The organism is Streptosporangium sp. NPDC004379, assembly GCF_042873875.1.
Classification (GTDB): Bacteria; Actinomycetota; Actinomycetes; order Streptosporangiales; family Streptosporangiaceae; genus Streptosporangium.
In genome coordinates this window covers 426,164-445,258 of record NZ_JBIAMC010000006.1, presented here as the reverse complement: position 1 = coordinate 445,258, position 19,095 = coordinate 426,164, and the positions used below count along the sequence as shown (strand labels likewise).

Annotated in this window: 20 protein-coding genes; 8 read left to right on the top strand and 12 right to left on the bottom strand. The window is 72.4% G+C overall.

Translation table 11 applies throughout. From position 1 onward, the window contains the following. Positions 1 to 62: 62 nt before the first annotated feature. Positions 63 to 1,967 carry a Stk1 family PASTA domain-containing Ser/Thr kinase gene (pknB, locus tag ACFYSC_RS16535; protein ID WP_389961794.1) on the top strand — a complete coding sequence of 635 codons (1,905 nt, stop codon included), beginning with the start codon at positions 63 to 65 and terminating at the stop codon, positions 1,965 to 1,967. 220 nt (positions 1,968 to 2,187) lie between these two features. Here the strand turns inward: pknB and ACFYSC_RS16530 are convergent, their stop codons facing one another. The 3 genes from ACFYSC_RS16530 to ACFYSC_RS16520 all read right to left on the bottom strand — a co-directional run bounded on the left by ACFYSC_RS16530 (position 2,188) and on the right by ACFYSC_RS16520 (position 3,993). Continuing rightward, on the bottom strand, positions 2,188 to 2,808 hold the full coding sequence (locus ACFYSC_RS16530) for an anthranilate synthase component II (protein WP_389961859.1): 621 nt from the start codon (positions 2,806 to 2,808) through the stop codon (positions 2,188 to 2,190). Between the two features lie 68 nt (positions 2,809 to 2,876). After that, positions 2,877 to 3,035, bottom strand: a complete 159-nt coding sequence (locus ACFYSC_RS16525) for a hypothetical protein (RefSeq protein WP_389961792.1) — start codon at positions 3,033 to 3,035, stop codon at positions 2,877 to 2,879. Positions 3,036 to 3,045: 10 nt separating this feature from the next. Then, the gene (locus ACFYSC_RS16520; RefSeq protein WP_389961790.1) at positions 3,046 to 3,993 is read right to left on the bottom strand and encodes a class E sortase; all 948 of its coding nucleotides are present in this window, start codon (positions 3,991 to 3,993) and stop codon (positions 3,046 to 3,048) included. 207 nt (positions 3,994 to 4,200) lie between these two features. Here ACFYSC_RS16520 and ACFYSC_RS16515 point away from each other — a divergent pair, with 207 nt between their 5' ends. Further along, on the top strand, positions 4,201 to 4,446 hold the full coding sequence (locus ACFYSC_RS16515) for a cell division protein CrgA (protein ID WP_189250144.1): 246 nt from the start codon (positions 4,201 to 4,203) through the stop codon (positions 4,444 to 4,446). 51 nt (positions 4,447 to 4,497) lie between these two features. On the opposite strand, the gene ACFYSC_RS16510 is transcribed toward ACFYSC_RS16515, so the two are convergent. Next, positions 4,498 to 5,367 (bottom strand): rhomboid family intramembrane serine protease, encoded by an 870-nt coding sequence (locus ACFYSC_RS16510; RefSeq protein WP_362944043.1) that lies wholly within the window; start codon positions 5,365 to 5,367, stop codon positions 4,498 to 4,500. A 269-nt stretch (positions 5,368 to 5,636) separates the two neighbouring features. Further along, positions 5,637 to 6,173 (bottom strand): peptidylprolyl isomerase, encoded by a 537-nt coding sequence (locus ACFYSC_RS16505; protein WP_389961787.1) that lies wholly within the window; start codon positions 6,171 to 6,173, stop codon positions 5,637 to 5,639. 262 nt (positions 6,174 to 6,435) lie between these two features. On the opposite strand from ACFYSC_RS16505, the gene ACFYSC_RS16500 reads away from it, so the two are divergent. Continuing rightward, the gene (locus ACFYSC_RS16500; protein ID WP_389961785.1) at positions 6,436 to 6,921 is read left to right on the top strand and encodes a hypothetical protein; all 486 of its coding nucleotides are present in this window, start codon (positions 6,436 to 6,438) and stop codon (positions 6,919 to 6,921) included. A 188-nt stretch (positions 6,922 to 7,109) separates the two neighbouring features. Here the strand turns inward: ACFYSC_RS16500 and ACFYSC_RS16495 are convergent, their stop codons facing one another. From ACFYSC_RS16495 to ACFYSC_RS16485, 3 genes are all read right to left on the bottom strand, one after another. Next, positions 7,110 to 8,090: a GNAT family N-acetyltransferase gene (locus tag ACFYSC_RS16495; RefSeq protein WP_389961783.1), complete on the bottom strand. Its 981-nt coding sequence runs from the start codon at positions 8,088 to 8,090 to the stop codon at positions 7,110 to 7,112. A 155-nt stretch (positions 8,091 to 8,245) separates the two neighbouring features. Beyond that, a complete protein-coding gene (locus tag ACFYSC_RS16490) occupies positions 8,246 to 9,526 on the bottom strand; it encodes a hypothetical protein (protein WP_389961781.1) in 1,281 nt (426 codons plus the stop codon). Next, positions 9,526 to 10,035 carry a SigE family RNA polymerase sigma factor gene (locus ACFYSC_RS16485; RefSeq protein WP_389961779.1) on the bottom strand — a complete coding sequence of 170 codons (510 nt, stop codon included), beginning with the start codon at positions 10,033 to 10,035 and terminating at the stop codon, positions 9,526 to 9,528. The genes ACFYSC_RS16490 and ACFYSC_RS16485 overlap by 1 nt, the downstream gene beginning before the upstream one ends. 113 nt (positions 10,036 to 10,148) lie before the next feature. Between ACFYSC_RS16485 and ACFYSC_RS16480 the strand changes: the two genes are divergently transcribed. The 4 genes from ACFYSC_RS16480 (at position 10,149) to ACFYSC_RS16465 (ending at position 13,557) form a co-directional block, all read left to right on the top strand. Then, positions 10,149 to 10,721, top strand: coding sequence for a GNAT family N-acetyltransferase (locus tag ACFYSC_RS16480; RefSeq protein WP_389961777.1), 573 nt, complete (start codon positions 10,149 to 10,151; stop codon positions 10,719 to 10,721). Between the two features lie 159 nt (positions 10,722 to 10,880). Continuing rightward, positions 10,881 to 11,576: a hypothetical protein gene (locus ACFYSC_RS16475; RefSeq protein WP_389961775.1), complete on the top strand. Its 696-nt coding sequence runs from the start codon at positions 10,881 to 10,883 to the stop codon at positions 11,574 to 11,576. A gap of 107 nt (positions 11,577 to 11,683) precedes the next feature. Next, positions 11,684 to 12,892, top strand: coding sequence for a sensor histidine kinase (locus ACFYSC_RS16470; RefSeq protein WP_389961773.1), 1,209 nt, complete (start codon positions 11,684 to 11,686; stop codon positions 12,890 to 12,892). Further along, complete coding sequence (locus ACFYSC_RS16465) at positions 12,889 to 13,557, top strand: response regulator transcription factor (RefSeq protein WP_362946984.1); 669 nt, start codon at positions 12,889 to 12,891, stop codon at positions 13,555 to 13,557. Before ACFYSC_RS16470 ends, ACFYSC_RS16465 begins: the two co-directional genes overlap by 4 nt. A gap of 24 nt (positions 13,558 to 13,581) precedes the next feature. Here the strand turns inward: ACFYSC_RS16465 and ACFYSC_RS16460 are convergent, their stop codons facing one another. Then, a complete protein-coding gene (locus ACFYSC_RS16460; RefSeq protein ID WP_389961771.1) occupies positions 13,582 to 13,959 on the bottom strand; it encodes a VOC family protein in 378 nt (125 codons plus the stop codon). 154 nt (positions 13,960 to 14,113) lie between these two features. Beyond that, on the bottom strand, positions 14,114 to 15,052 hold the full coding sequence (locus ACFYSC_RS16455) for an LLM class flavin-dependent oxidoreductase (protein ID WP_389961769.1): 939 nt from the start codon (positions 15,050 to 15,052) through the stop codon (positions 14,114 to 14,116). Between the two features lie 75 nt (positions 15,053 to 15,127). Here ACFYSC_RS16455 and ACFYSC_RS16450 point away from each other — a divergent pair, with 75 nt between their 5' ends. After that, positions 15,128 to 15,979 carry a helix-turn-helix domain-containing protein gene (locus ACFYSC_RS16450; protein WP_389961767.1) on the top strand — a complete coding sequence of 284 codons (852 nt, stop codon included), beginning with the start codon at positions 15,128 to 15,130 and terminating at the stop codon, positions 15,977 to 15,979. Between the two features lie 61 nt (positions 15,980 to 16,040). On the opposite strand, the gene ACFYSC_RS16445 is transcribed toward ACFYSC_RS16450, so the two are convergent. Beyond that, on the bottom strand, positions 16,041 to 16,460 hold the full coding sequence (locus ACFYSC_RS16445) for a hypothetical protein (protein ID WP_389961765.1): 420 nt from the start codon (positions 16,458 to 16,460) through the stop codon (positions 16,041 to 16,043). 264 nt (positions 16,461 to 16,724) lie between these two features. Beyond that, positions 16,725 to 19,022: an RNA polymerase sigma factor gene (locus ACFYSC_RS16440; protein ID WP_389961763.1), complete on the bottom strand. Its 2,298-nt coding sequence runs from the start codon at positions 19,020 to 19,022 to the stop codon at positions 16,725 to 16,727. Between the last annotated feature and the right edge of the window lie 73 nt (positions 19,023 to 19,095).

Sequence of the window (19,095 nt, the reverse complement as noted above, 5' to 3'; positions counted from 1 at the left end):
GGACACCGGTGGACCAAGGGATCACCGGCACCCAAGATGAACGGTAAGGGACAGTGCAGGAAATGACTCAGCCCCGACGCCTCGGCGATCGCTACGAGCTCGACGGTGTCGTCGGACGCGGCGGCATGGCCGAGGTGTACCGCGCTCGAGACATCCGGCTGGACCGGGTCGTCGCCATCAAGACTCTCCGCGCGGACCTCGCCAGGGACCACATCTTCCAGGCGAGGTTCCGCCGGGAGGCGCAGTCCGCCGCGTCACTGAACCACCCGTCCATCGTCGCGGTCTACGACACCGGTGAGGACGTCTCCGAGGGCGCGCCGGTGCCGTACATCGTGATGGAGTACGTCGACGGCCGCACGCTGCGCGACCTGCTGCGCGCCGACCGGCGGCTGATGCCCGAGCGGGCGGCCGAGCTGGTCGACGGGATCCTGCGGGCGCTGGACTACAGCCACCGCGGCGGCATCGTCCACCGGGACATCAAGCCGGCGAACATCATGATCACCCGCAACGGCGACGTCAAGGTCATGGACTTCGGCATCGCCCGCGCGATGGCCGACTCGGCCGCGACGATGACGCAGACCGCGCAGGTCATCGGCACCGCCCAGTACCTGTCGCCGGAGCAGGCCCGGGGCGAGCGCGTCGACGCCCGCAGCGACATCTACTCCACCGGCTGCGTGCTGTACGAACTGCTGACCGGGCAGCCGCCGTTCACCGGCGACTCCCCCGTGGCGATCGCCTACCAGCACGTCCGCGAGGACCCGATCCCGCCGTCGCAGATCGACCCCGAGATCCCCAAGTGGGCCGACGCCATCGTTCTCAAGGCGATGGCCAAGGACCCGGCGCACCGCTACCAGAACGCCGGGGAGATGCGGGCCGACATCCAGCGGGCGCTGTCCGGGATGCCGATGGACGCCCAGACGATGGCGATGACCAACTACGGCTCCGCCACCCGGACCATGCAGCAGCCTCCGGGAGGTGCCGGCGGCCCGGCCACCCAGCGCACCACCTCCGTTCCGGCGTACGAGTACGGCACCGAGGTGGCCGGAGGGGCCGGCGGCGGAGGCGGCGAGCGCGGCCGGCGCCGCCAGCAGGGCAACGGCAACGCCGCGGTCAAGACCGCCGCGTGGATCCTGGTCCCGCTGCTGATCATCGGCGCCTTCATCGGCGTGGGCTACAAGTTCCTGAGCTCCCCCGGCGACACCGCCAAGGGCACCAAGGTGAAGATCCCCGCGCTGATCTCGCAGACCGAGGAGGCGGCCACCAAGACGCTCACCGGCATGGATCTCAAGGTCAAGGTCAGCGAGAAGTACGACGACGAGATGGCGAAGGGCACGGTCATCGAGACCGACCCACCGGCCGACACCGAGGTGGCCAAGGGCAGCGAGGTCACCCTCGTCGTCTCCAAGGGCACGGAGAAGGTCGCGGTGCCCGACGTGGTCAACATGACCACCGAGGAGGCCACCTCCGCGCTGGAGGAGAAGGGCTTCAAGGTCAGCGTGCTGCCCCAGGTCTCCAGCGGCAAGGAGGGCGTCGTCTTCAAGACCGACCCCGAGGCGGGCAAGCGGGCCGCCAAGGGCGGCACTGTCCGGATCTACGTCCCGAAGGCGGCCGTGGACGTGCCGGGTGTGGTCAACCTCACGGTCCAGGACGCCAAGCGGCTGCTGCAGCAGGCCGGGCTGAAGGCCAAGGTCGTCCCGCAGGCGAGCGAACTGCCCAAGGACACCGTCCTCAGCCAGGGCCCCGAGGCGGGGGCGAAGGTCCAGCCGGGCACCACGATCACGCTGGTCGTGTCCAGCGGCGAGGCGCCGCGGCCGACCGAGCAGCCGACGACCCCGAGCGACGAGCCGACCTTCAACGAGCCCCAGCCGGACGACACCAACACCGACGGCGGCAACAACGACGGCGGAGGCCAGGACGACGGCGGGGGCGACGTCTTCGACAACCCGCCGCCCGGCGACGGCAACTGAGCGACCGGTCCGCACCGCGATGAAGGGGTCCCGCCGTACGGCGGGGCTCCTTCGTCGTTCACCGGCCCCGTGAACCACTCCGGGCCGCTCGGAACCGGGCCGCTCGGAACCGGGCCGCTCGGGGTCGGCTGTCCGGAGCGGGGCCGCCCGGAGCGGAGGAAGGAGAGAGAAGTAGTGAGCCCTTCCGTCACTCGGGGGCGATGGCGGAAGGGCTCACTGGTTAGTCGTTCAGGCGGACGCGGGTGTTACAGATCTCACCCAGCCAGTTCCCGAGCAACCGGTGACCGTACTCGGACACCACCGACTCCGGGTGGAACTGCACACCCTCGACGGGCGCGTCACGGTGCCGCAGGCCCATCACCGTGCCGTCCGCGGTGGTCGCGGTCACCCGGAGATCGGGCGGTACGGTTCCCGGGACGACGGCCAGCGAGTGGTAGCGGGTCATGGTGACCGGGGACGGCAGTCCGGCGAAGACCCCGCTGCCGTCGTGGACGATCGCGCTGGTCCGGCCGTGCATCAGCTCGGGGGCCCGTGCGACGGTGGCGCCGTGGGCCACGGCGATGGCCTGGTGGCCGAGGCAGACGCCGAGCAGCGGCAGGCCACGGTCCCGGCAGCGGCCGACGAGCGGGACGCTCACCCCCGCGTCCTCGGGGGTGCCGGGGCCGGGGCTGATCAGGACCCCGTCGAACCCGTCGGCGTCCTCGGCCGCGACGAGGTCACGCGGGCGCACGTCGCAGGAGGCGCCCAGCTCGCGGAGGTACTGGACGATCGTGTGAACGAAGCTGTCGTGGTTGTCCACGACGAGGACGCGCGGCGCCGACTCCGGCCCGCACGGGGTCATCCGGTCACCCGGGGCCGCCCGGTCGTACGGGACCGTCCGGTCATGCTGGGTCATCGGGTGACGCGAGGTCATCGGACCATCGTGACGTGGTCGAAGGGAATCCGGGACTCGATCCAGGGGAACACGAGAAACCAGAGTACGGCCAACGTCAGCCCGGCCAGCGTCAGCGCCCCGACCGTCTTGCCGACGGGACCGCCGGGAAGCACGCGCCAGATCCACCCGTACACGCGACCCTCCTCATTCGCTCGTGTCGTGCGCAACCGCCGGACCGTGCCTCATGTCGTGCGCGGCCGCCTGATCATGGTTCGTGTCGTGCGCAACCGCCGGACCGTGCCTCGTGTCGTGCGCGGCCGCCTGATCATGCATCGCCGGACCGCGCGTGGAGGGGTGTCGGTGCCCGTCCGCGGCGCGGCCCCCCGCCGCGTCCGTTCCCACGACCGGGCCGTCCGGTGGGCGGTGGGCGGCCCTCGGCGGTTCCGGCTTCCGCTCCTTCCGGCCGGCCCGGAGCGGTTCCGGCTTCCGGCCGGCCCGTGGTGACTCGCGCTTCCGATCGACCATCCAGGGACGGTGGTCCCGGCGATTCTCCAGCTCACCGATGACGATCAGCCGCTGGGCGGCGGAGTACTCCGGGTGGCAGGTGGACAGCGTGATCAGGGCCTTGGTCGGCCTGCGGTCGGGATGGGCGGGGTTCGGGGCGATGACGTCGAGGTCGGTGGGATCGACCACATGCTTGTGGGTGACCCGGTAGGTGTAGCGGGCGTCACGGGCATCGACCACGATGTAGTCGCCCCGGTGGAGCTCGTCGAGGCGATTGAACGGGGCGGCGTAGGTGGTTCGATGCCCAGAAATAACGAAATTTCCAATTTTTCCGGGTAGGGCGGAGCCGGGATAGTGACCGGGCCCCATCCGCAGCTGCTCCCAGTCGACCCCCTCCACCACGGCGTACCGGTAGAGATCGCCGAGCCGGGGGATCCGCAGCATGGCCAGCGCCCCGCCCACCGGGACCTCGCCGAGCCTGCCGGATCGCACGATGTTCTTCCTGGCCTCGACGAGCTGCCTGCGCAGCAGCACCTGCTGCTCACCTGTGTAGGAGCCGGTCCCCCAGACGAGGTAGGCGCAGAAGAGCAACAGGACCGCGCCCAGCGTGGCGCCCGTCTCCCCCAGGGCTCTCAGCGCGGCTCTCATGCGATCAGGCTAGGCGGGAGGAGCCGCCCGGAACCGGAGCGGAGCGCGCCGTTGGCGCAAGGTTTGCCCCGTACTGATCACCCGTGGGATCGCCATGTCCCATGTGTGCGGACTATTCTTACTCGGGACTTCACCCACCAGCGACTACGCTGGCTGAAATGGCCTGCGCACGATCCGGACCGCGCAGGGTTGACGCAGGAGAGCCCAGTGCCCAAGTCCAAGACTCGTAAGAAGGCGGTTTACACGCCGCCGCAGACGGCCCAGACGGTCAAGGTGAGCCCGCGCTGGCTCGCGCCGGTCATGGTGGCTTCCTGGATCATCGGCATCCTGTGGATCGCCGTCTACTATGTGGCCCCCACCGCGCCCCTCATCGGCGCCCTCGGCAACTGGAACCTGTTCATCGGGTTCGTTTTCATCATCTTCGGTGTGGTGTTGTCCACCCGCTGGCGTTAGTTTTTTCCACAGGGTTATCCACACCCTGGGGAAGTTCCGGGGTGTGGATGATCAGACGGGAAGGCCGTACCGAGCCTGAAAGGCGAGCGGCGGCAGCAGCGTGACCGCCGCGACCAGCAGCAGGAACACCGCCACGCAGCCGGCCAGCTGGAACAGGGTGCGGTTCCCGCGCGGCGCGTGGACGAGGATCGCCGCCACCGCGACGCCCGTGATCAGGCCGCCCAGGTGGCCCTGCCAGCTGATGCCGCTGAGGGTGAACGTCATCAGCACGTTGATGCCGATCAGCCACAGCACGCCGGTGACGTCGTAGCGGAGCTTCCGGCCCACCACGAACAGCGCGCCGAACAGCCCGTAGATCGCGCCCGAGGCGCCCACCGCGTTGATGCCGAACAGGTATATCGCGACCGAGCCGCCGAGTGCGGAGAGCAGGTAGAGGGCCAGGAAGCGCAGCGAGCCGAGGCTGCGTTCCAGCTGCGGGCCGATGACGTACAGCGCCAGCATGTTGAACAGGATGTGGGTGATCGAGAAGCCCTGTCCCGGCTGCGCGTGCAGGAAGGCGCCGGTGACCAGGCGCCACCACTCGCCCTCGTAGATGGCCGGGGAGAGGGTGGAGAAGGTGCCGATCACCCCCGGGTCGAGGAACTGGGCGCCGTAGGCCAGGACGTTCACCGCCAGGAGCGTCCAGACCACGTACGGGGTGCCGACCGGCCTGCCGCCGAAGACCGCCCGCGTCTGCCGTACCGTCTTGTTGCCCTCGGCCACGCACTCGGGGCACTGGAAGCCCACCGAGGCGTCCCGCATGCAGTCGGGGCAGATCGGACGCTCGCAGCGCTGGCAGCGCACGTAGGTCTCACGGCCGGGATGGCGGTAACAGGTGGGGACGGCCGTGGTTTCAGGCTCGCCGGGAGGCTGGGTGGTCATGGCGTCTCGCTGCCCCTTCGACCGTGCTGTTGTCCACAGACTGCCAGCCTATTAAGGATCCCGGGTGTCCGCGCACGCCACAGTGGCCGGGAACGGCCGTACGGCGGGCGGGGGCGTCCGGCGCGTGGGCACGACGGGAGCGGACGCCCGGCGCGATGGCGGACACGGCGGGCCGCCGACGGCCGTACGGCGGACGCGGGCGCCCGCGCCGTGGAGGCGGCCGGCGACCCCGTGCGCGGGGTCGCCGGCCGCCTCACGGTCCCGCCGGATCAGCCCTGCACGCGGTCGATGGTGACCGACTCCAGGACGACCGGCTCCGTGGGCCGGTCACGGGCGTCGGTGTCGGTCTTGGCGATGGCGTCGACGACGTTCTGGCCCTCGACGACCTCACCGAAGATGGTGTGGCGGCCGTTGAGGTGCGGCGTGGGCACCACGGTGATGAAGAACTGCGAGCCGTTGGTGCCGCGACCGCCCTGGATGCCGGCGTTGGCCATGGCCAGCAGGTAGGGGCGGTTGAAGAACAGCTCCGGGTGGATCTCGTCGTCGAACTTGTAGCCCGGCCCGCCGATGCCCTGACCCAGCGGGTCGCCGCCCTGGATCATGAAGCCGTCGATGACGCGGTGGAAGACCGTGCCGTCGTAGAGCTTGTCGGTGGTCTTCTGGCCGCTCTCCGGGTGCACCCACTCACGGGTGCCCTCGGCCAGCTCGACGAAGTTGCGCACCGTCTTGGGCGCGTGGTCCGGGAAGAGCTGAACCTTCACGGTGCCGCGGTTGGTGTTCAGGGTAGCGATCAACTTCTCAGCCACGAGGGACTGCCCCCTTCGGGTCTCATTCTCAGTCTGTGCGAGGTGCTGTTTTGTGGTCTTGTGATGGCTGCGGCCGGAGCCGGTCCATCTAGCATCCTCCCACGGCCGGTAATGATTGAGCCGCCTTCGAGCGGGAAGGGGACGCAACGGGGCCCCGACGACTGGGGAGGTTGATGTGCCTCTTGAACTGCTGAGAAAGCGAAAGATCGAGAAGATCATGCCGACGGATGCACGGCTGATGACGCAGATGAAGCTGAATCAGATGAAGTCTCAGGTCGCGAGCGCCGCCGACAGGATGGCGCCGATGGCCGCCCAGGCCAGGGACGTGGCGCAGGACAGGCTCTACGTGGCGCGCGAATGGGCCGCGCCGAGGCTGGACGCGGCCGCTCACTCCGTGGAGGAGCAGCTCGCGCCCAGGGTCAGCGCGATGCTGTCCCAGGCCGCGGCCAAGGTCGATCCCGCACCCAAGGGAAAGTCACGCAGCTGGCCCGTGTTCCTGCTGCTCGCGGGTATCGCGGTCGGAGCCGCCGGCTTCGCGATGTACCGCAAGAACTCCGAGCAGTGGACCGACATGCTGAAGGAGAACGCCTCCGACGCCTCCCGCTGGATGAGTGAGAAGGCTCACACCGGAACACAGAAGATCAGCGAGATGACGGAGAAGACCGCCTCCAAGACCGGCCCCGAGGCGGGCGGGCACGCCGACAAGAGCGAGGCCCAGGCGGACCAGGCTTCGAACAAGCTGTCCTGAGCGACGCGAGTGCGGCCTGCCCCCTTGTGGGGCAGGCCGCACTCGCGTTCTCCGAGCGGGCGACCAGGCGGCGGATCCCGGTGTTCTCCGAGCCGCGAACCGCTGACGGTCTCGCGTTCTCCGCCTGCGAACCGCCCACGGCGGACGTTCACGTTCTCCGAGCCGCGACCGCCGGCGGCGGACCGCGGTCAGCCCACGGGCGTCTCCCCGACGAGCCGGCGCATGTAGGTGGTCGCGCGCTTCTCCGTCTCGAACCCGGCGCGGGTGTAGACGCCCAGGGCGCCGGTCGGGTTGTCGGCGTCCACGCCCAGGGCGGCCCGCTGGTAGCCCCGCTCACGGAACTCCGCGAGGGCGTGGGCCAGCAGTGCCCCGGCCACTCCTCTGCCCCGCCACTCGCGCAGCGTGCCGATGATCTGGATCCACGCCTCGCGGATCCCGGTGGCCCTGGTGTCCGCCTCGTAGTAGTGGGTGATCAGCACGGCCACGCTCCGGCCCGACCCGTCCTGTACGAGGTGGGAGACCTCCGGCCGGAAGGCGTGCACGCCGACGATGCTCCGCTCCCAGCTCTCCGGGGTGTGCGGGACGCTGCCCCAGTGGTCGGTGAAGGCGGCGTTGCGCACCTCGCGGGCGGCGTCGGCGAGGTCCGCGCGGTAGGGGACGATCCGCAGGCCGGCGGGCAGGGCCACCGGACGGATCTCGGCGGCCAGGTCGCGGCCCATGGTGCGGAACCATCGGACGGGGGTCATCCCCACCGCCCGCATCAGCGCGTCCGCGCCCTCGTTGCCGTCGAAGACGCTGGCGTGGAACTCGAGGGGACGCCCTGGGTGACGCCGCTCGTGCAGCACCGGCGTGTTGCGGATCGCCCAGTCGAGCATGTGACGGCCGAGACCCCGGCGGCGGTATCCGGGGTGGACCGCGCCCCACAGGTGCATCGGGTGGACCGGGTCCGCGGCGTTGGCGCACGGAGTCACGCCGAAGGCCGCCATCCGGTCACCGTCCCAGGCGGACAGGGTGCCCTCGGCCAGGTCGAGCAGGGGGTTGTCGAGGTCGTCGGCGAGGTCCTCGACCCCGTAGTTCTCCCCCGCCCGGTCCGCCTTCTCGACCTCCGCGAGCAACTCCGCCCACCGCTCGACGTCGTCCTTGGTCAGCGGTCGCCACTGGAGGGTCATGGGTCGCACCCTAAAGGACGTCATCCCGCACCGCGAGACGTTTTCCACCGTACGGCCCGCGCCGCTATACGGCCCGCACCACCGCACGGCCCGCACCGCGCACCGCCGTACGGCCCGCACCGGGGCATGCGGACCGTACGGCGGGAGCGGCCGGCTCAGCGGCGGGAGAAGACCGGCACCCAGGCTCCGGGCCGCTGGCTGTTCTCCCGGTAGCCGGTGAGCGGCACGACCGCGCCGCCCTGGACGTCGACGAGGAGCAGCCGGTTGCGGAACTCGCTCTTCACACAGCCGTCGGTCCCCTTGAGCTCACACGCCCAGGCGATCACGTGCTCGTCGTCGGCCCAGGCGGCGAGCTGCTCGATCCAGTAGCCGTCGATCGGCTTGAGCGGCCTGACCTCGCCGGTCCTCATGTCCTTCAGCGCGGTGACCGCGGTCCGGTCCGGACTGTCGGACGCGAGCCACCGGCCGCCGGGCGACAGCCCGGCCTGCTGCCTCTGGCCTCGGCCCACCGAATCGTCCGGGGGCACGGAGCGTGGGGCACCGTCCGGGCCGTAGAACTTCCGGGGATTCCGGTCGGGGCCCCCGTCGGAGGGGGCGCCGTTGTTCCACTCCCAGATCAGGGTGCCGTCCGCGTTCCAGAAGAAGTCCCGGCGGCTTACCGACCCACTGTCCCCGGCCGCGATCGGGCGGAAGTCCTGCCGTCCGGCGGCGGGGTCGATGAGGGTGAAGCCGGTCCGGGTCGCCGGGACCACGTTCCAGCTGTCCTTCCCCGTGACCTCGACCTGGTCCGGGTCGTCGTCGTAGTTGGTGACCAGCAACCGCGTGCCGTCCGGTGACCACGACAACGCCCCCGCGGGGTGTTCGAGGTCGAACCACCGCACTTCACCGCCCCGTACGGTCACCACCCCGACCCGGTTCGCCGGGATCGACTCCAGCACCGCGGCGGACTCCCCGCCCGGCGCGGGGTCGAGCCACGCCCAGGGGGTCTTCTCGTAGGTTCCCGAGTCGCCGTCGTGGAGGTACCAGGTGAGCCGGCGTGCCTCCCGGTTGCCCACGACCTTCTCGTTCCTCCAGGTGTAGTAGGCGTAGACCGCCGTGTCCCCCGCGGCCACCAGGGTCTCCGGCGTCGCGGAGTCCGCGTCCCCCAGGGTCTCCCGGGTCCCCGCGGACGGGTCCGGCGCGGTGGACGGGTCCGATCCGGTGGCGACGGCGACGGCGGGCTCGGTGCCGTCCGGTCCCGGAACGCCTCCGGCGACCAGGCCCGGGACCGCGAACGCTCCGGCGACGACGGCCGCGGTCGCCCCCGCGACCACCGCGAACGTCCGCACCCTGGAACGCCGCCGCCTCCCCAGCGCCCGCGACGCCAGGTCGGCGGGGTCCCGCGCCTCCTCCGACCAGTCGCGGAGGGTCCGCCTGACGAGCTCGTCGATGGTCATCACTTCGCCTCCCCGAAGATCATGTACGGCTCCCGCAGCTCGGGCGCGAGCTGCCGCAACCTGGCCAGGGACCGGTGGGCGGTGCTGCGGACCGTGCCCACCGAGCAGCCGAGGATCCCGGCGACCTCGGCCTCCGGCAGGTCCTCGTAGTACCTCAGGACCAGGACGGCCCGCTGTCTCGCCGTCAGCCTCGCCAGCGCGCGCCGCATGACGATCCGCAGCTCCACCCCGTCCGAGCCGTCGGCCGCGGCCCGGTCGGGCGGCTCGGGTACGGCCGTCTCCCGGTGCCGCCGCCACCACGAGACCTGCTGGCGGTACATCACCTGGCGGACGTACGCCTCGGGCGTGTCCACCGTCCGCCACCTGGTGACCGTCCTGGCCAGCGCGCTCTGCAGCAGGTCCTCCGCCGCGTGCTGGTCGCCCCCGGTCAGCAGGAAGGCCAGGCGCATCAGCGCGGGGGATCGCGCCGAGACGAACTCGCGGAAACGTCGCTCCTCTGCGGCGTCCACGACCACCTCCACTGTTGGTTACGCCCTACAGACGCGTCCGGGACGCCCCGCTATGCTCCGCGCCGGGGCAAAACGATTGGCGGGGCCGGCTCCCGTTGGACGACGATGAGACCGTGAAGATCTTTCTGGAGACCGACCGGCTGACGCTCCGCGAGCTGACCGGGGCCGACGCGGACCACCTGTTCGAGCTCGACGGCGACCCGGAGGTCATGCGCTACCTCAACGGGGGAAAGCCCACCCCGCGCGAGGAGATCCTGGACCGGGTGCTTCCCCGGATGCTGCACCGCCACGACGTCTCCGGGCGTCCCGGGTACTGGGCGGCCGAGATCCGGTCCACCGGGGAGTTCATCGGCTGGTTCGAGTTGAGGCCACTGGTGGAGGAGGAGGCTCCGGAGTCCGTCGAGCTGGGTTACCGGCTGCGCCGTACGGCCTGGGGGAAGGGTTACGCCACCGAGGGGGCGCGGGCGCTGGTTCGCGAGGGCTTCGCCGGGCTCGGGGTCGAGCGCGTCGTCGCGCGGACGATGGCGGTCAACACCGGCTCGCGGAACGTGATGGAGAAGGCGGGCCTGCGCTTCGTCCGCACCTTCCACGCCGACTGGCCGGAGGCCATCCCGGGCAGCGAGCACGGCGAGGTGGAGTACGCGCTGACCAGGGACGAGTGGCTCGCGACGACCGGCAGGGCCTGACCCGGCCCGCGAACATCCCGTCGGATCCTTCTCCGGGGTCTCCCTCGAACCGGCGCTCCCCCGCGGGAGGGAGCGCCGGAATCGCTCTTCCCGGCGATCCCCTCCGGACCGCGGACGACCAGGATCGACGCAGGAAAACGCCACCGAGGAGCCCTCCCGATGAGATCCCGCACCCCTGCCCCCGCCGTCTCTGCCCCCGCCGGCTCCGCCGTTCCCGACGGGTCCGGCTCCGTCCCCGCTGCCTCCGCCGTCCCCGGCTCCTCCTTCTTCCGGGTCGCGTTCGTCGCCGCCCCGCTGCTCGTCTTCGCCTACGGGGTGATCCGGATCCTCGACGGGCTCGACGGCAGCCGCGGCCCCGGTCTCGCCTGGACCTCCGGGCACCTCGCCTTCATCGCCGCCCTCGCGCTGTTCGTCCCGATCTTCTGGCGGATGCGCCGGATGGCGGGCGGGAAAGCCCTGGCCACGGCGAGCGCGGTGACCGGGACGGCCGGCGCCCTCGCCCTTCTCGCGCAGTTCGCCATCGACATCGCGGTCGGCTTCATGTCCGCCGATCACGCGGCCATGAGCCCGCTGTTCGAGCAGGTCAAGGCGGTTCCGGGTGTCTCCCCGATGGTTTACGACGGCGGGCCGTTCCTCTTCTACCTCGGTCAGCTCGCGCTCGTCGTCCAACTCGCCGTCCTCGGCCGCGTCAAGGTCTGGACACCGCTGCTCGTCCTGCTCGACCTCAGCGTCCCGTTCGTCAGCAAGGACCTCATCCCCCTCGGTGCGGTCTTCCTGCTCGTGTCGTTCCTTCCCCTCGCCAGGGAGGCGGCCCGGCCCGTCCGTGCCGCCCGGCCCGCCCACGCCCTCCCGTGAGGAACGTCCCGCACGCGGACGACGCCCCGCGCGCGAAGGAGACCCCGCGACGGCTTCGGCCGGCCGGGGTGTCCGGGCCCCGGTGGGAGAGGGCAGGATTGGGATCTGTGCCGGTTTCGTCCCTCCTCGGTCCTCTCCGTGATCGTCTGAGGTCGCTGCCGCCCCTGTGGGCGGACGCGACGCTCGCCGTAGCGGTGCTGGTCGTGCAGCTGTGGCCGCTCCTCTCCCGGGACGCCCCGCGAGGCGGGCAGTGGAGCTGGTGGGGGTACGCGGTCGTGGTGGCCGCCGTCGTGCCGCTGGTGTGGCGGCGCCGCGCGCCCATCGCCACCCTGCTGGCCAGCCTCACGGCGACCTCCCTCTACGACCTCTCGGACAACGTCGCCTCCCAGCCCATCTGGTACGGCGGGCTCGTCGCGACCTACACGGTCGCCGTCCACTCCCCCCGGTGGCCGCGCGTCGCCATCCTCTTCGGCACCCTCGTCGGGGGCGTGCTGCTGGTCGGCTCCTCGGAGACCGCGCTGCGCGGCATCGTGCTGTTCGTCGCCGCCTACGCGATCGGCCGCGCCTCCGCCACCTCCCGCGCGTACGCGGCCGCCCTGGAGGAGCGGGCCGTACGGCTGGAGCGTGAGCGCGTGGTCGAGGCCGAGCGGGCCGCCGAACGCGAACGGGCCCGGATCGCCCGTGACATGCACGACATCCTCGCCCACGCGGTCAGCCTCATGGTCGTGCAGGCCGAGGCCGGTCCGGTCGTGGTCAGGAGCGACCCGGCCCGCGCCGAGGCGGCCTTCGACGCGATCGCCGCCGCCGGGCGCGACGCCATGGTGCAGCTCCGCCGGACGTTGAACGTGCTCAAGGAGGAGGCGGGACCGCGAACTCCGCAGCCGACCGTCGCCGCCCTGGCCGAACTGGCCGAGCAGGTCTCCGGCGCCGGGATCGAGGTGGTCTGCTCCGCCTCGGGGGAACCGGGCCCCCTGCTCCCCGACGTCGAGGTCGCCGCCTACCGGATCACCCAGGAGGCTCTCACCAACGTCGTCAAGCACGCGGGCGCCACCCGCGCCGACGTCCGGCTCCGCTGGGAGGACGACGCGCTCGTGATCGACGTCACCGACGACGGCCGCGGTTCGGCGTCGTCGTTCCCCTCCGGCGGGAACGGCCTGGCCGGCGTCCGCGAACGCGCCGAGTCCTGCGGCGGCTCGGCCGTCGCGGGACCCCGTACGGACGGTCCCGGCTTCCGGGTGACCGCGCGGCTGCCACTGGCGGCCGGACGAAGAAGAACCGGGACGCGGCAGAACAGGGAGAACGGAGTGACGGCATGACGGTGAAGGTCGTGGTGGCCGACGACCAGGAGCTGGTGCGGGCCGGGTTCGGCATGATCCTCGGCGCCCAGCCGGACATCGAGGTCGTCGCCGAGGTCGGGGACGGCGCCGCGGCCGTCGCGGCCGTCCGCGAGCACCGGCCGGACGTGGTCCTCCTCGACATCCGGATGCCCGTGATGGACGGCATCGAGGCGGCCGGGATCGTGTGCGCGGAAAGCGACTGCCGGGTGCTGATGCTCACCACGTTCGATCTGGACGACTACGTCTACGACGCGCTGCGTGCGGGCGCGAGCGGGTTCCTGCTCAAGGACGTCCGCCGCGACGACCTCGTGCACGCGGTCCGGGTGGTCGCGGCCGGGGACTCGCTGCTCGCCCCTGCCGTCACCAGGAAGCTGATCACCGAGTTCGTCTCCCGGACGGCTCCGCGTCCCGCCGCGCCGTCCGCCGAGCGGCTCTCCGTGCTGACCGCCCGGGAGCGGGAGACGCTCCGGCTGATCGCGCGCGGGCTGTCCAACGCCGAGATCGCCGGGACCATGGTGGTCAGCGAGCACACGGTCAAGACGCACGTCAGCAACGTGCTGACCAAGCTGGGCCTGCGCGACCGCGTGCAGGCGGTGATCGCCGCCTACGAGACGGGCGTCGCGGTCCCCGGCGGCCCGGCGTGAGAGGGCCGTGGTGACCGGTCCCCGCTAACGCTTCCACAGGCAGAACGGGTGACCGGCGGGGTCGAGGTAGACCCGCACGTCCTCCTGCGGCTGGTAGGTCGCGAGGGCGGCCCCCGCGGCGACCGCGTGCGCCCCGGCGATGTCCAGGTCGTCCACCTCGATGTCCAGGTGCATCATCATCTGCTGGTCACCGGGCCCCGCAGGCCATATCGGCCGGACATGGTCCTTCTCGGTCTGGAAGGACAGCCCGGCTCCGCCGCCGGGTGCGGCGAGCGAGACCCAGTCGGGCGAGTCCTCGCGGACCTCCCACCCGAGCAGCCGCCGGTAGAAGGCCGCCAGCTCCCGGGCGTCGGGCGCGCCCAGCACCGTGGCCGTCAGCGTCATCCGCAGCGTCTCCGTCATCCGGCCTCCTCATGGTCCTCCGGCCTCCGGGCATCGTGCCGATGCCCGGCCACCGGCCCGCACGAGCCGCTCGGGCCGGTCGGTGATCCGTCGCCATACCCGGGGCGGTCGACTCCTCACCTGGAACCGTACGGCTCCGCGTCCCGGCCGGTCATCACCCGGCCGGGACCGGGTGGACGATCTGGGCGACCCGTTCCAGCTGCTCGGTCTGCGTGGACATGTCCGGCGCGGCGAGGCGGCAGACCAGGTGCTCCGCACCCGCCTCCAGGTAACGGCCCAGCGTGGCGGCCACGTGCTCGGCCGGGCCCGCGACCATCGCCTGGATCGTCCGCGCCACCTCGTACGGCACGCCGTACGTGGCCCGGCAGTAGGCGTCGAGCTCCCGTTCGCCCCGCGCCACGTCGTCTGTCACCAGGACCGTGACGAACAGCGCCGGGGTGACCGCATCGGCGGGCCGCCCCGCCTCCGCGGCGGCCCGCCGTACCGTGGCCAGGCCGGTACGGTAGCCGCCCGGGTCGGGCGGGTAGGGCAGCCAGCCGTCGTAGAGCCGCCCGGCGTGTTCCAGAGCCGACGGGCTCGTCCCGCCCAGCCAGATCGGCGGGCCGCCGGGCCGGTGGGAGGGAGTGGGTTCGGGCAGGTCGTCGAAGCGCAGCACCGCGCCGTGGAACGCCCGCTCACCCGACCACAGCGCCCGCCACAGCGCGACCGTGTCGTGCAACCGGCCGAAGCGGCGTTCCCAGGGCACCTCCGACGCGGCGTACTCGGTCTCGGACCGGCCGGGGAAGCCCGCGCCCACGGTGACGACCAGCCGGCCCGCCGACAGGTGGTCGACGGTGGCGAGTTCCTGTGCGGCCAGGACAGGGCGGCGGAAGGCGGGCAGCAGTGCCGCGGTGCCGAGCGTGACCCGCTCGGTCACCGCGGCGAGCGCGGAGAGCGTGGCCAGCGGCTCGGCACGCGCGCCGATCAGGGTGTCGTTGGCCCAGACCGAGTCGTATCCGAGCCGCTCGGCGCGGCGCCCGAAGTCGAGGAGCCGCCGGGCGTCCTTCCACTGGCTGTACTGGGTGGGGAGCAGGACCCCGAGTCGCGTGTTCACAGCGGGGATCGTGCTCTCCATAGGGAATCGCGGCAATTCCCCCGAGGGAATGGACGGCTTGGGCACACTGGATGTGTGGACTTCCCCCAGACGCTGCGCGCGGCACGGCGACGCCGGCATCTCAGCCAGCTCGACCTCGCCCTGCGCGCCGGCACGACACAGCGGTACCTGAGCTTCATGGAGAGCGGCCGTTCCCGGCCGGGCCGGACCATGGTGGTACGGCTCGGCGAGTCGATGGAACTGCCGCTCAGGGAGCGCAACGAGCTCCTGTCCGCGGCCGGTTACGCCCCCGTCTACCCGCGGACCCCGCTCGACGACCCGGGCCTCGCGCACGTGCGCACCGCGCTGGGGCACATCCTGGCCGGCCATCTTCCCTATCCCGCGGTCGTCGTGGACGCCGATCACGAGCTGGTGCTGGCCAACGACGCGTTCGGCCTGCTCACCGAGGGGGTCGCCGGGCACCTGCTGCGTCCGCCGGTCAACGTGCTACGCCTCTCCCTGCACCCGGAGGGTCTGGCGCCGCGCATCATGAACCTGACGCAGTGGGCGCGGCACATCATCGACCGCGTTCCCCCGGGTGAGCTGCGCGAGGAACTGTCCGGCTACGTGCCGCACGCCGAGCCGGGACACGATCACGTGGGCTTCGCCGTACCGGTGCGGCTTCGCTCGGCGCGCGGCGAGCTGCGGCTGACGACCACGATCACGACGTTCGCGACCGCGCTCGACGTGACCGTGGCGGAGCTGAAGCTGGAGGCGTTCCTGCCCGCCGACGCGGCCACCGCGGCGGCACTGGCCGACGGCTCCCGGACGGCGCGCCGGGCCGGCGCCCCGGGGAGCGCGCACCGGCCGGAGGACTCCCGGACGGATGACTCCCGGACGAGCGGTTTCCGTACGGACGGCTCCCGGACGGACGCGCCGGCACGGTGAGCCCGCCGCCCCGCGGACCGGCGCCGGTGTCCGGCCATCCGCGAAGCCGGCGGGCCGGCCGTCACCCCGGGAACTGGTAGTCGGCGGCGATGCGGCCCTCGCCGTCGAGGACGAGGATCTCCAGTCCGCCGCCCAGCGCCTCACCTCCGCCCGCGGGCGCCATCTCCCAGGTCAGCTTGACGACGTCGTCCAGGCGGACGGACTCGCCTCCCTGCCGGAAGACGAACTCACCGGGGGCGACGAACTCCTCGTAGGCCCGGCTCACCCGGACGTCGATCTCGTCGTGTCCACGGGCCTGGAGGGTCGAGTGGTCGAAGCCCAGCTTCGCGGCGGTCTCCCGGATCTCCTGGGGCGGTTGCAGGACATGGACGCCGTCCTCGGTCCACAACTCCTCGATCATCTTGCGGCGCAGCCCGCCGTCCGGCTCGTTCCAGAGGGCGACGTAGCGTTCGGTCAGCTCCCGGACCCGGATGTCGGTCACCGTTCCTCCTCGGCTGGTGTGTCGGTGTTCTCGTGTTCCGGTCCCACCCTGCGGCCGGGGCCGCGGACCGGCAATTCCCGGCGGGGAATGAGGGAGTGGCACGGCTCGGCGAAACCGGCCGGGAGCGAGGCGGGCGACCCGTCCGGACGAACGGCGCATGAAGCGGGCGACTCATCCAGAAGACGGGCGGCTCATCCAGAAGAACGGTGCACGAAACAGGCGGCCCGTCCGGACGGACGGCACGCGAGACGGTGCGCGCCGCCGCTACCTGGCGCGGAGCCTGCCGAGGGTGTGACCGGTGGCCTGCTTGAACAGGTACTCGGCACGCTCGTAGGAGAGCCTGCGACGGCCGGTCTCGGGGCACAGGTCGCCGGGGGCGGGGGGACGGCCGGGACCGGGCCGGCGGTCGGACAGGAACAGCGGGCCGCGGCGCCGGCCCGCGACGAGCCCGGGGAGCAACTCGGCGGCGCCGTCCCCCCAGTGGATCCAGCCGGACCCGCCGGCCGTACGGGCACGTCTTCCGTGCAGGTCGAGGTCCTCGACGTTGAGCGCGAGCACCGCACCGGCGCCGGCCGCGCTCTCGTGGATCAGCAGCCACAGGGCGCGTTCCCGGGGGGCGAGATCGGCGCGCCCGCGCAGCGCTTCGACCTGCGGCCGGTCGAGGGGACGGGTGCGTCCCCGGGGTTCGAACCGGCGGGGGACCCCGGCGGCCAGGTCACCGCCCGCACCACCGGCAGGACCGGCCGCGGAGCCTCCACCGACGCCGCCCGCCGGACCCCCACCCGAGCCACCCGCCAGACCTCCGGCCGAACCTCCATCCGGATCACCGGCCGAGTCGTCGGCCGGCCGGTACCGGATCGCGGCCCAGGCGGAGAAGGAGCGGACCGCGCCGCGGTGACGGTTCCACGTCGCCGCCGCGGCGTTTCCCCAGGCCGCGGCGAAGACCTCGGCCACCCGCCCCGCGCAGACGTCCGCCAAGGGGACGTCGTCGCCGATCTCGCGGCGCAGGCGGCCCATGGTCTGGCCGTAGGAGCGGACGGTCGCGGCGTCCAGGTCCTCGCGGGCGAGGAAGGCGTCCGCCGCCGCGCCCAGCGTGACGGACCCGCCCGGAGGCACCCGCACGGCCGCCGCCGCGTCGGCACAGGCCGCCGCGCGTTCCAGGAGGACCGTGCGTTCGGGCACGTTGCGGGTGAGCGCCGCGGCGCGTTCGAACTCGTGCCGGGCCTCCTCGTGGCGACCGAGCCTGGCCAGCAGGTCACCGCGCACGCTGGGCAGGCGATGGTAGCCGCTGAACGCCGGCTCGCCGGCCAGCGCGTCGGCGGCGGCCAGGCCCGCCTCGGGACCGTACGCCATGGCCAGCGCGACCGCGCGGTTGAGCCGCACGACGGGTGTGGGCAGCACCCGGATCAGCACCTCGTACAGGGCGGCGATCTGCCCCCAGTCGGTCTCCTCCGCCGTGGCCGCCCGCGCGTGGCAGGCGGCGATGCCGGCCTGGAGCACGTACGGTCCCAGAGGGCCGCCGCACTCCCTGGCGCGCAGCAGGGCCTCGAAGCCGCGGTGGATGAGGAGCCGGTCCCAGCGTCCGCGGTTCTGCTCGTGCAGCGCGAGGGGCCGGCCGGACGGGTCGTTCCGGGCGGCCAGCCGGGACGTCTGAAGCTCCATCAGCGCGACCAGGCCGTGCGCCTCGGCCTCGCCCGGCGCGAGCCCGGCCAGCAGGCGGCCCAGGCGCAGCGCCTCGTGACAGAGGTCCCTGCGCGTCCAGTCCTCGCCCGCGGTCGCCGCGTACCCCTCGTTGAAGACGAGGTAGACGACCTCCAGTACGGACGACAGACGCGCCGCCCGGTCCGGGCCCTCCGGGACCTCGAAGGGGATCCGGAGGTCGGCGAGGGCGCGTTTGGCCCGTACGACGCGCTGCGCGACGGCCGCCTCGGAGACGAGGAACGCGCGGGCGATCTCCTCGGTGCGCAGGCCGCCGATCAGTTTCAGCGTCAGGGCCACCCGGGACTCGGTGGACAGCGCCGGATGGCATGAGACGAACATCAGGCGGAGGACGTCGTCGCCCACCTCGCCGTCGAGTGCTCCCAGGGCCTCGTCGACCCCGCTCCCACCGGTGTCCGGCCGGGTGGCGAGGTCGTGCGCGAGCAGTTCGTTGCCGCGCTCGTGCCGCTCGCCGCGCCGCAGGTGATCGACGGCACGGCGTTTGGAGACGGCCATGAGCCAGGCGCCCGGATTGTCCGGCACGCCCGACCCGGGCCACTGTTCGAGGGCGGCGAGGAGCGCGTCCTGGGCGAGCTCCTCGGCCAGTCCCACGTCGCCCACCATCCGGACGAGGCCGGAGACGATCCTCGCCGACTCCATCCTCCAGACCGCGCCGACCACGCCGTGGACGTCGCCGCCCCCGCTGCCGGCTCCGGCCCGGCTCCCGTCGCCGGCGTCGTCTCCGTACCCGTTCCCGGGGGCCGCACGCCCGTCCCCGTCCCCGTCTGGGGAGGGCACCCGCACGTCCTCGTCCCCGTCCGGGGAGGACACCCGCACGTCTCCGTTCCCGTTCCCGGACGTCATGTGCCCGATCATCGGCGGTGCCCGGTCCGGCGCGCAAGCGCGGGACCGGCAGCGGGACCTGGGCGGCCCCTCT

Bases quoted from the DNA above. Each gene is read 5' to 3' on its own strand.
- ACFYSC_RS16510 (WP_362944043.1), bottom strand. From the start codon at position 5,367: ATGACCACCCAGCCTCCCGGCGAGCCTGAAACCACGGCCGTCCCCACC.
- ACFYSC_RS16440 (WP_389961763.1), bottom strand. From the start codon at position 19,022: ATGACGTCCGGGAACGGGAACGGAGACGTGCGGGTGTCCTCCCCGGAC.
- ACFYSC_RS16530 (WP_389961859.1), bottom strand. From the start codon at position 2,808: ATGACCCCGTGCGGGCCGGAGTCGGCGCCGCGCGTCCTCGTCGTGGAC.
- ACFYSC_RS16460 (WP_389961771.1), bottom strand. From the start codon at position 13,959: ATGACGGAGACGCTGCGGATGACGCTGACGGCCACGGTGCTGGGCGCG.
- ACFYSC_RS16475 (WP_389961775.1), top strand. From the start codon at position 10,881: ATGAGATCCCGCACCCCTGCCCCCGCCGTCTCTGCCCCCGCCGGCTCC.
- ACFYSC_RS16500 (WP_389961785.1), top strand. From the start codon at position 6,436: ATGAAGTCTCAGGTCGCGAGCGCCGCCGACAGGATGGCGCCGATGGCC.
- ACFYSC_RS16495 (WP_389961783.1), bottom strand. From the start codon at position 8,090: ATGACCCTCCAGTGGCGACCGCTGACCAAGGACGACGTCGAGCGGTGG.
- pknB (WP_389961794.1), top strand. From the start codon at position 63: ATGACTCAGCCCCGACGCCTCGGCGATCGCTACGAGCTCGACGGTGTC.
- ACFYSC_RS16520 (WP_389961790.1), bottom strand. From the start codon at position 3,993: ATGAGAGCCGCGCTGAGAGCCCTGGGGGAGACGGGCGCCACGCTGGGC.
- ACFYSC_RS16465 (WP_362946984.1), top strand. From the start codon at position 12,889: ATGACGGTGAAGGTCGTGGTGGCCGACGACCAGGAGCTGGTGCGGGCC.
- ACFYSC_RS16490 (WP_389961781.1), bottom strand. From the start codon at position 9,526: ATGACCATCGACGAGCTCGTCAGGCGGACCCTCCGCGACTGGTCGGAG.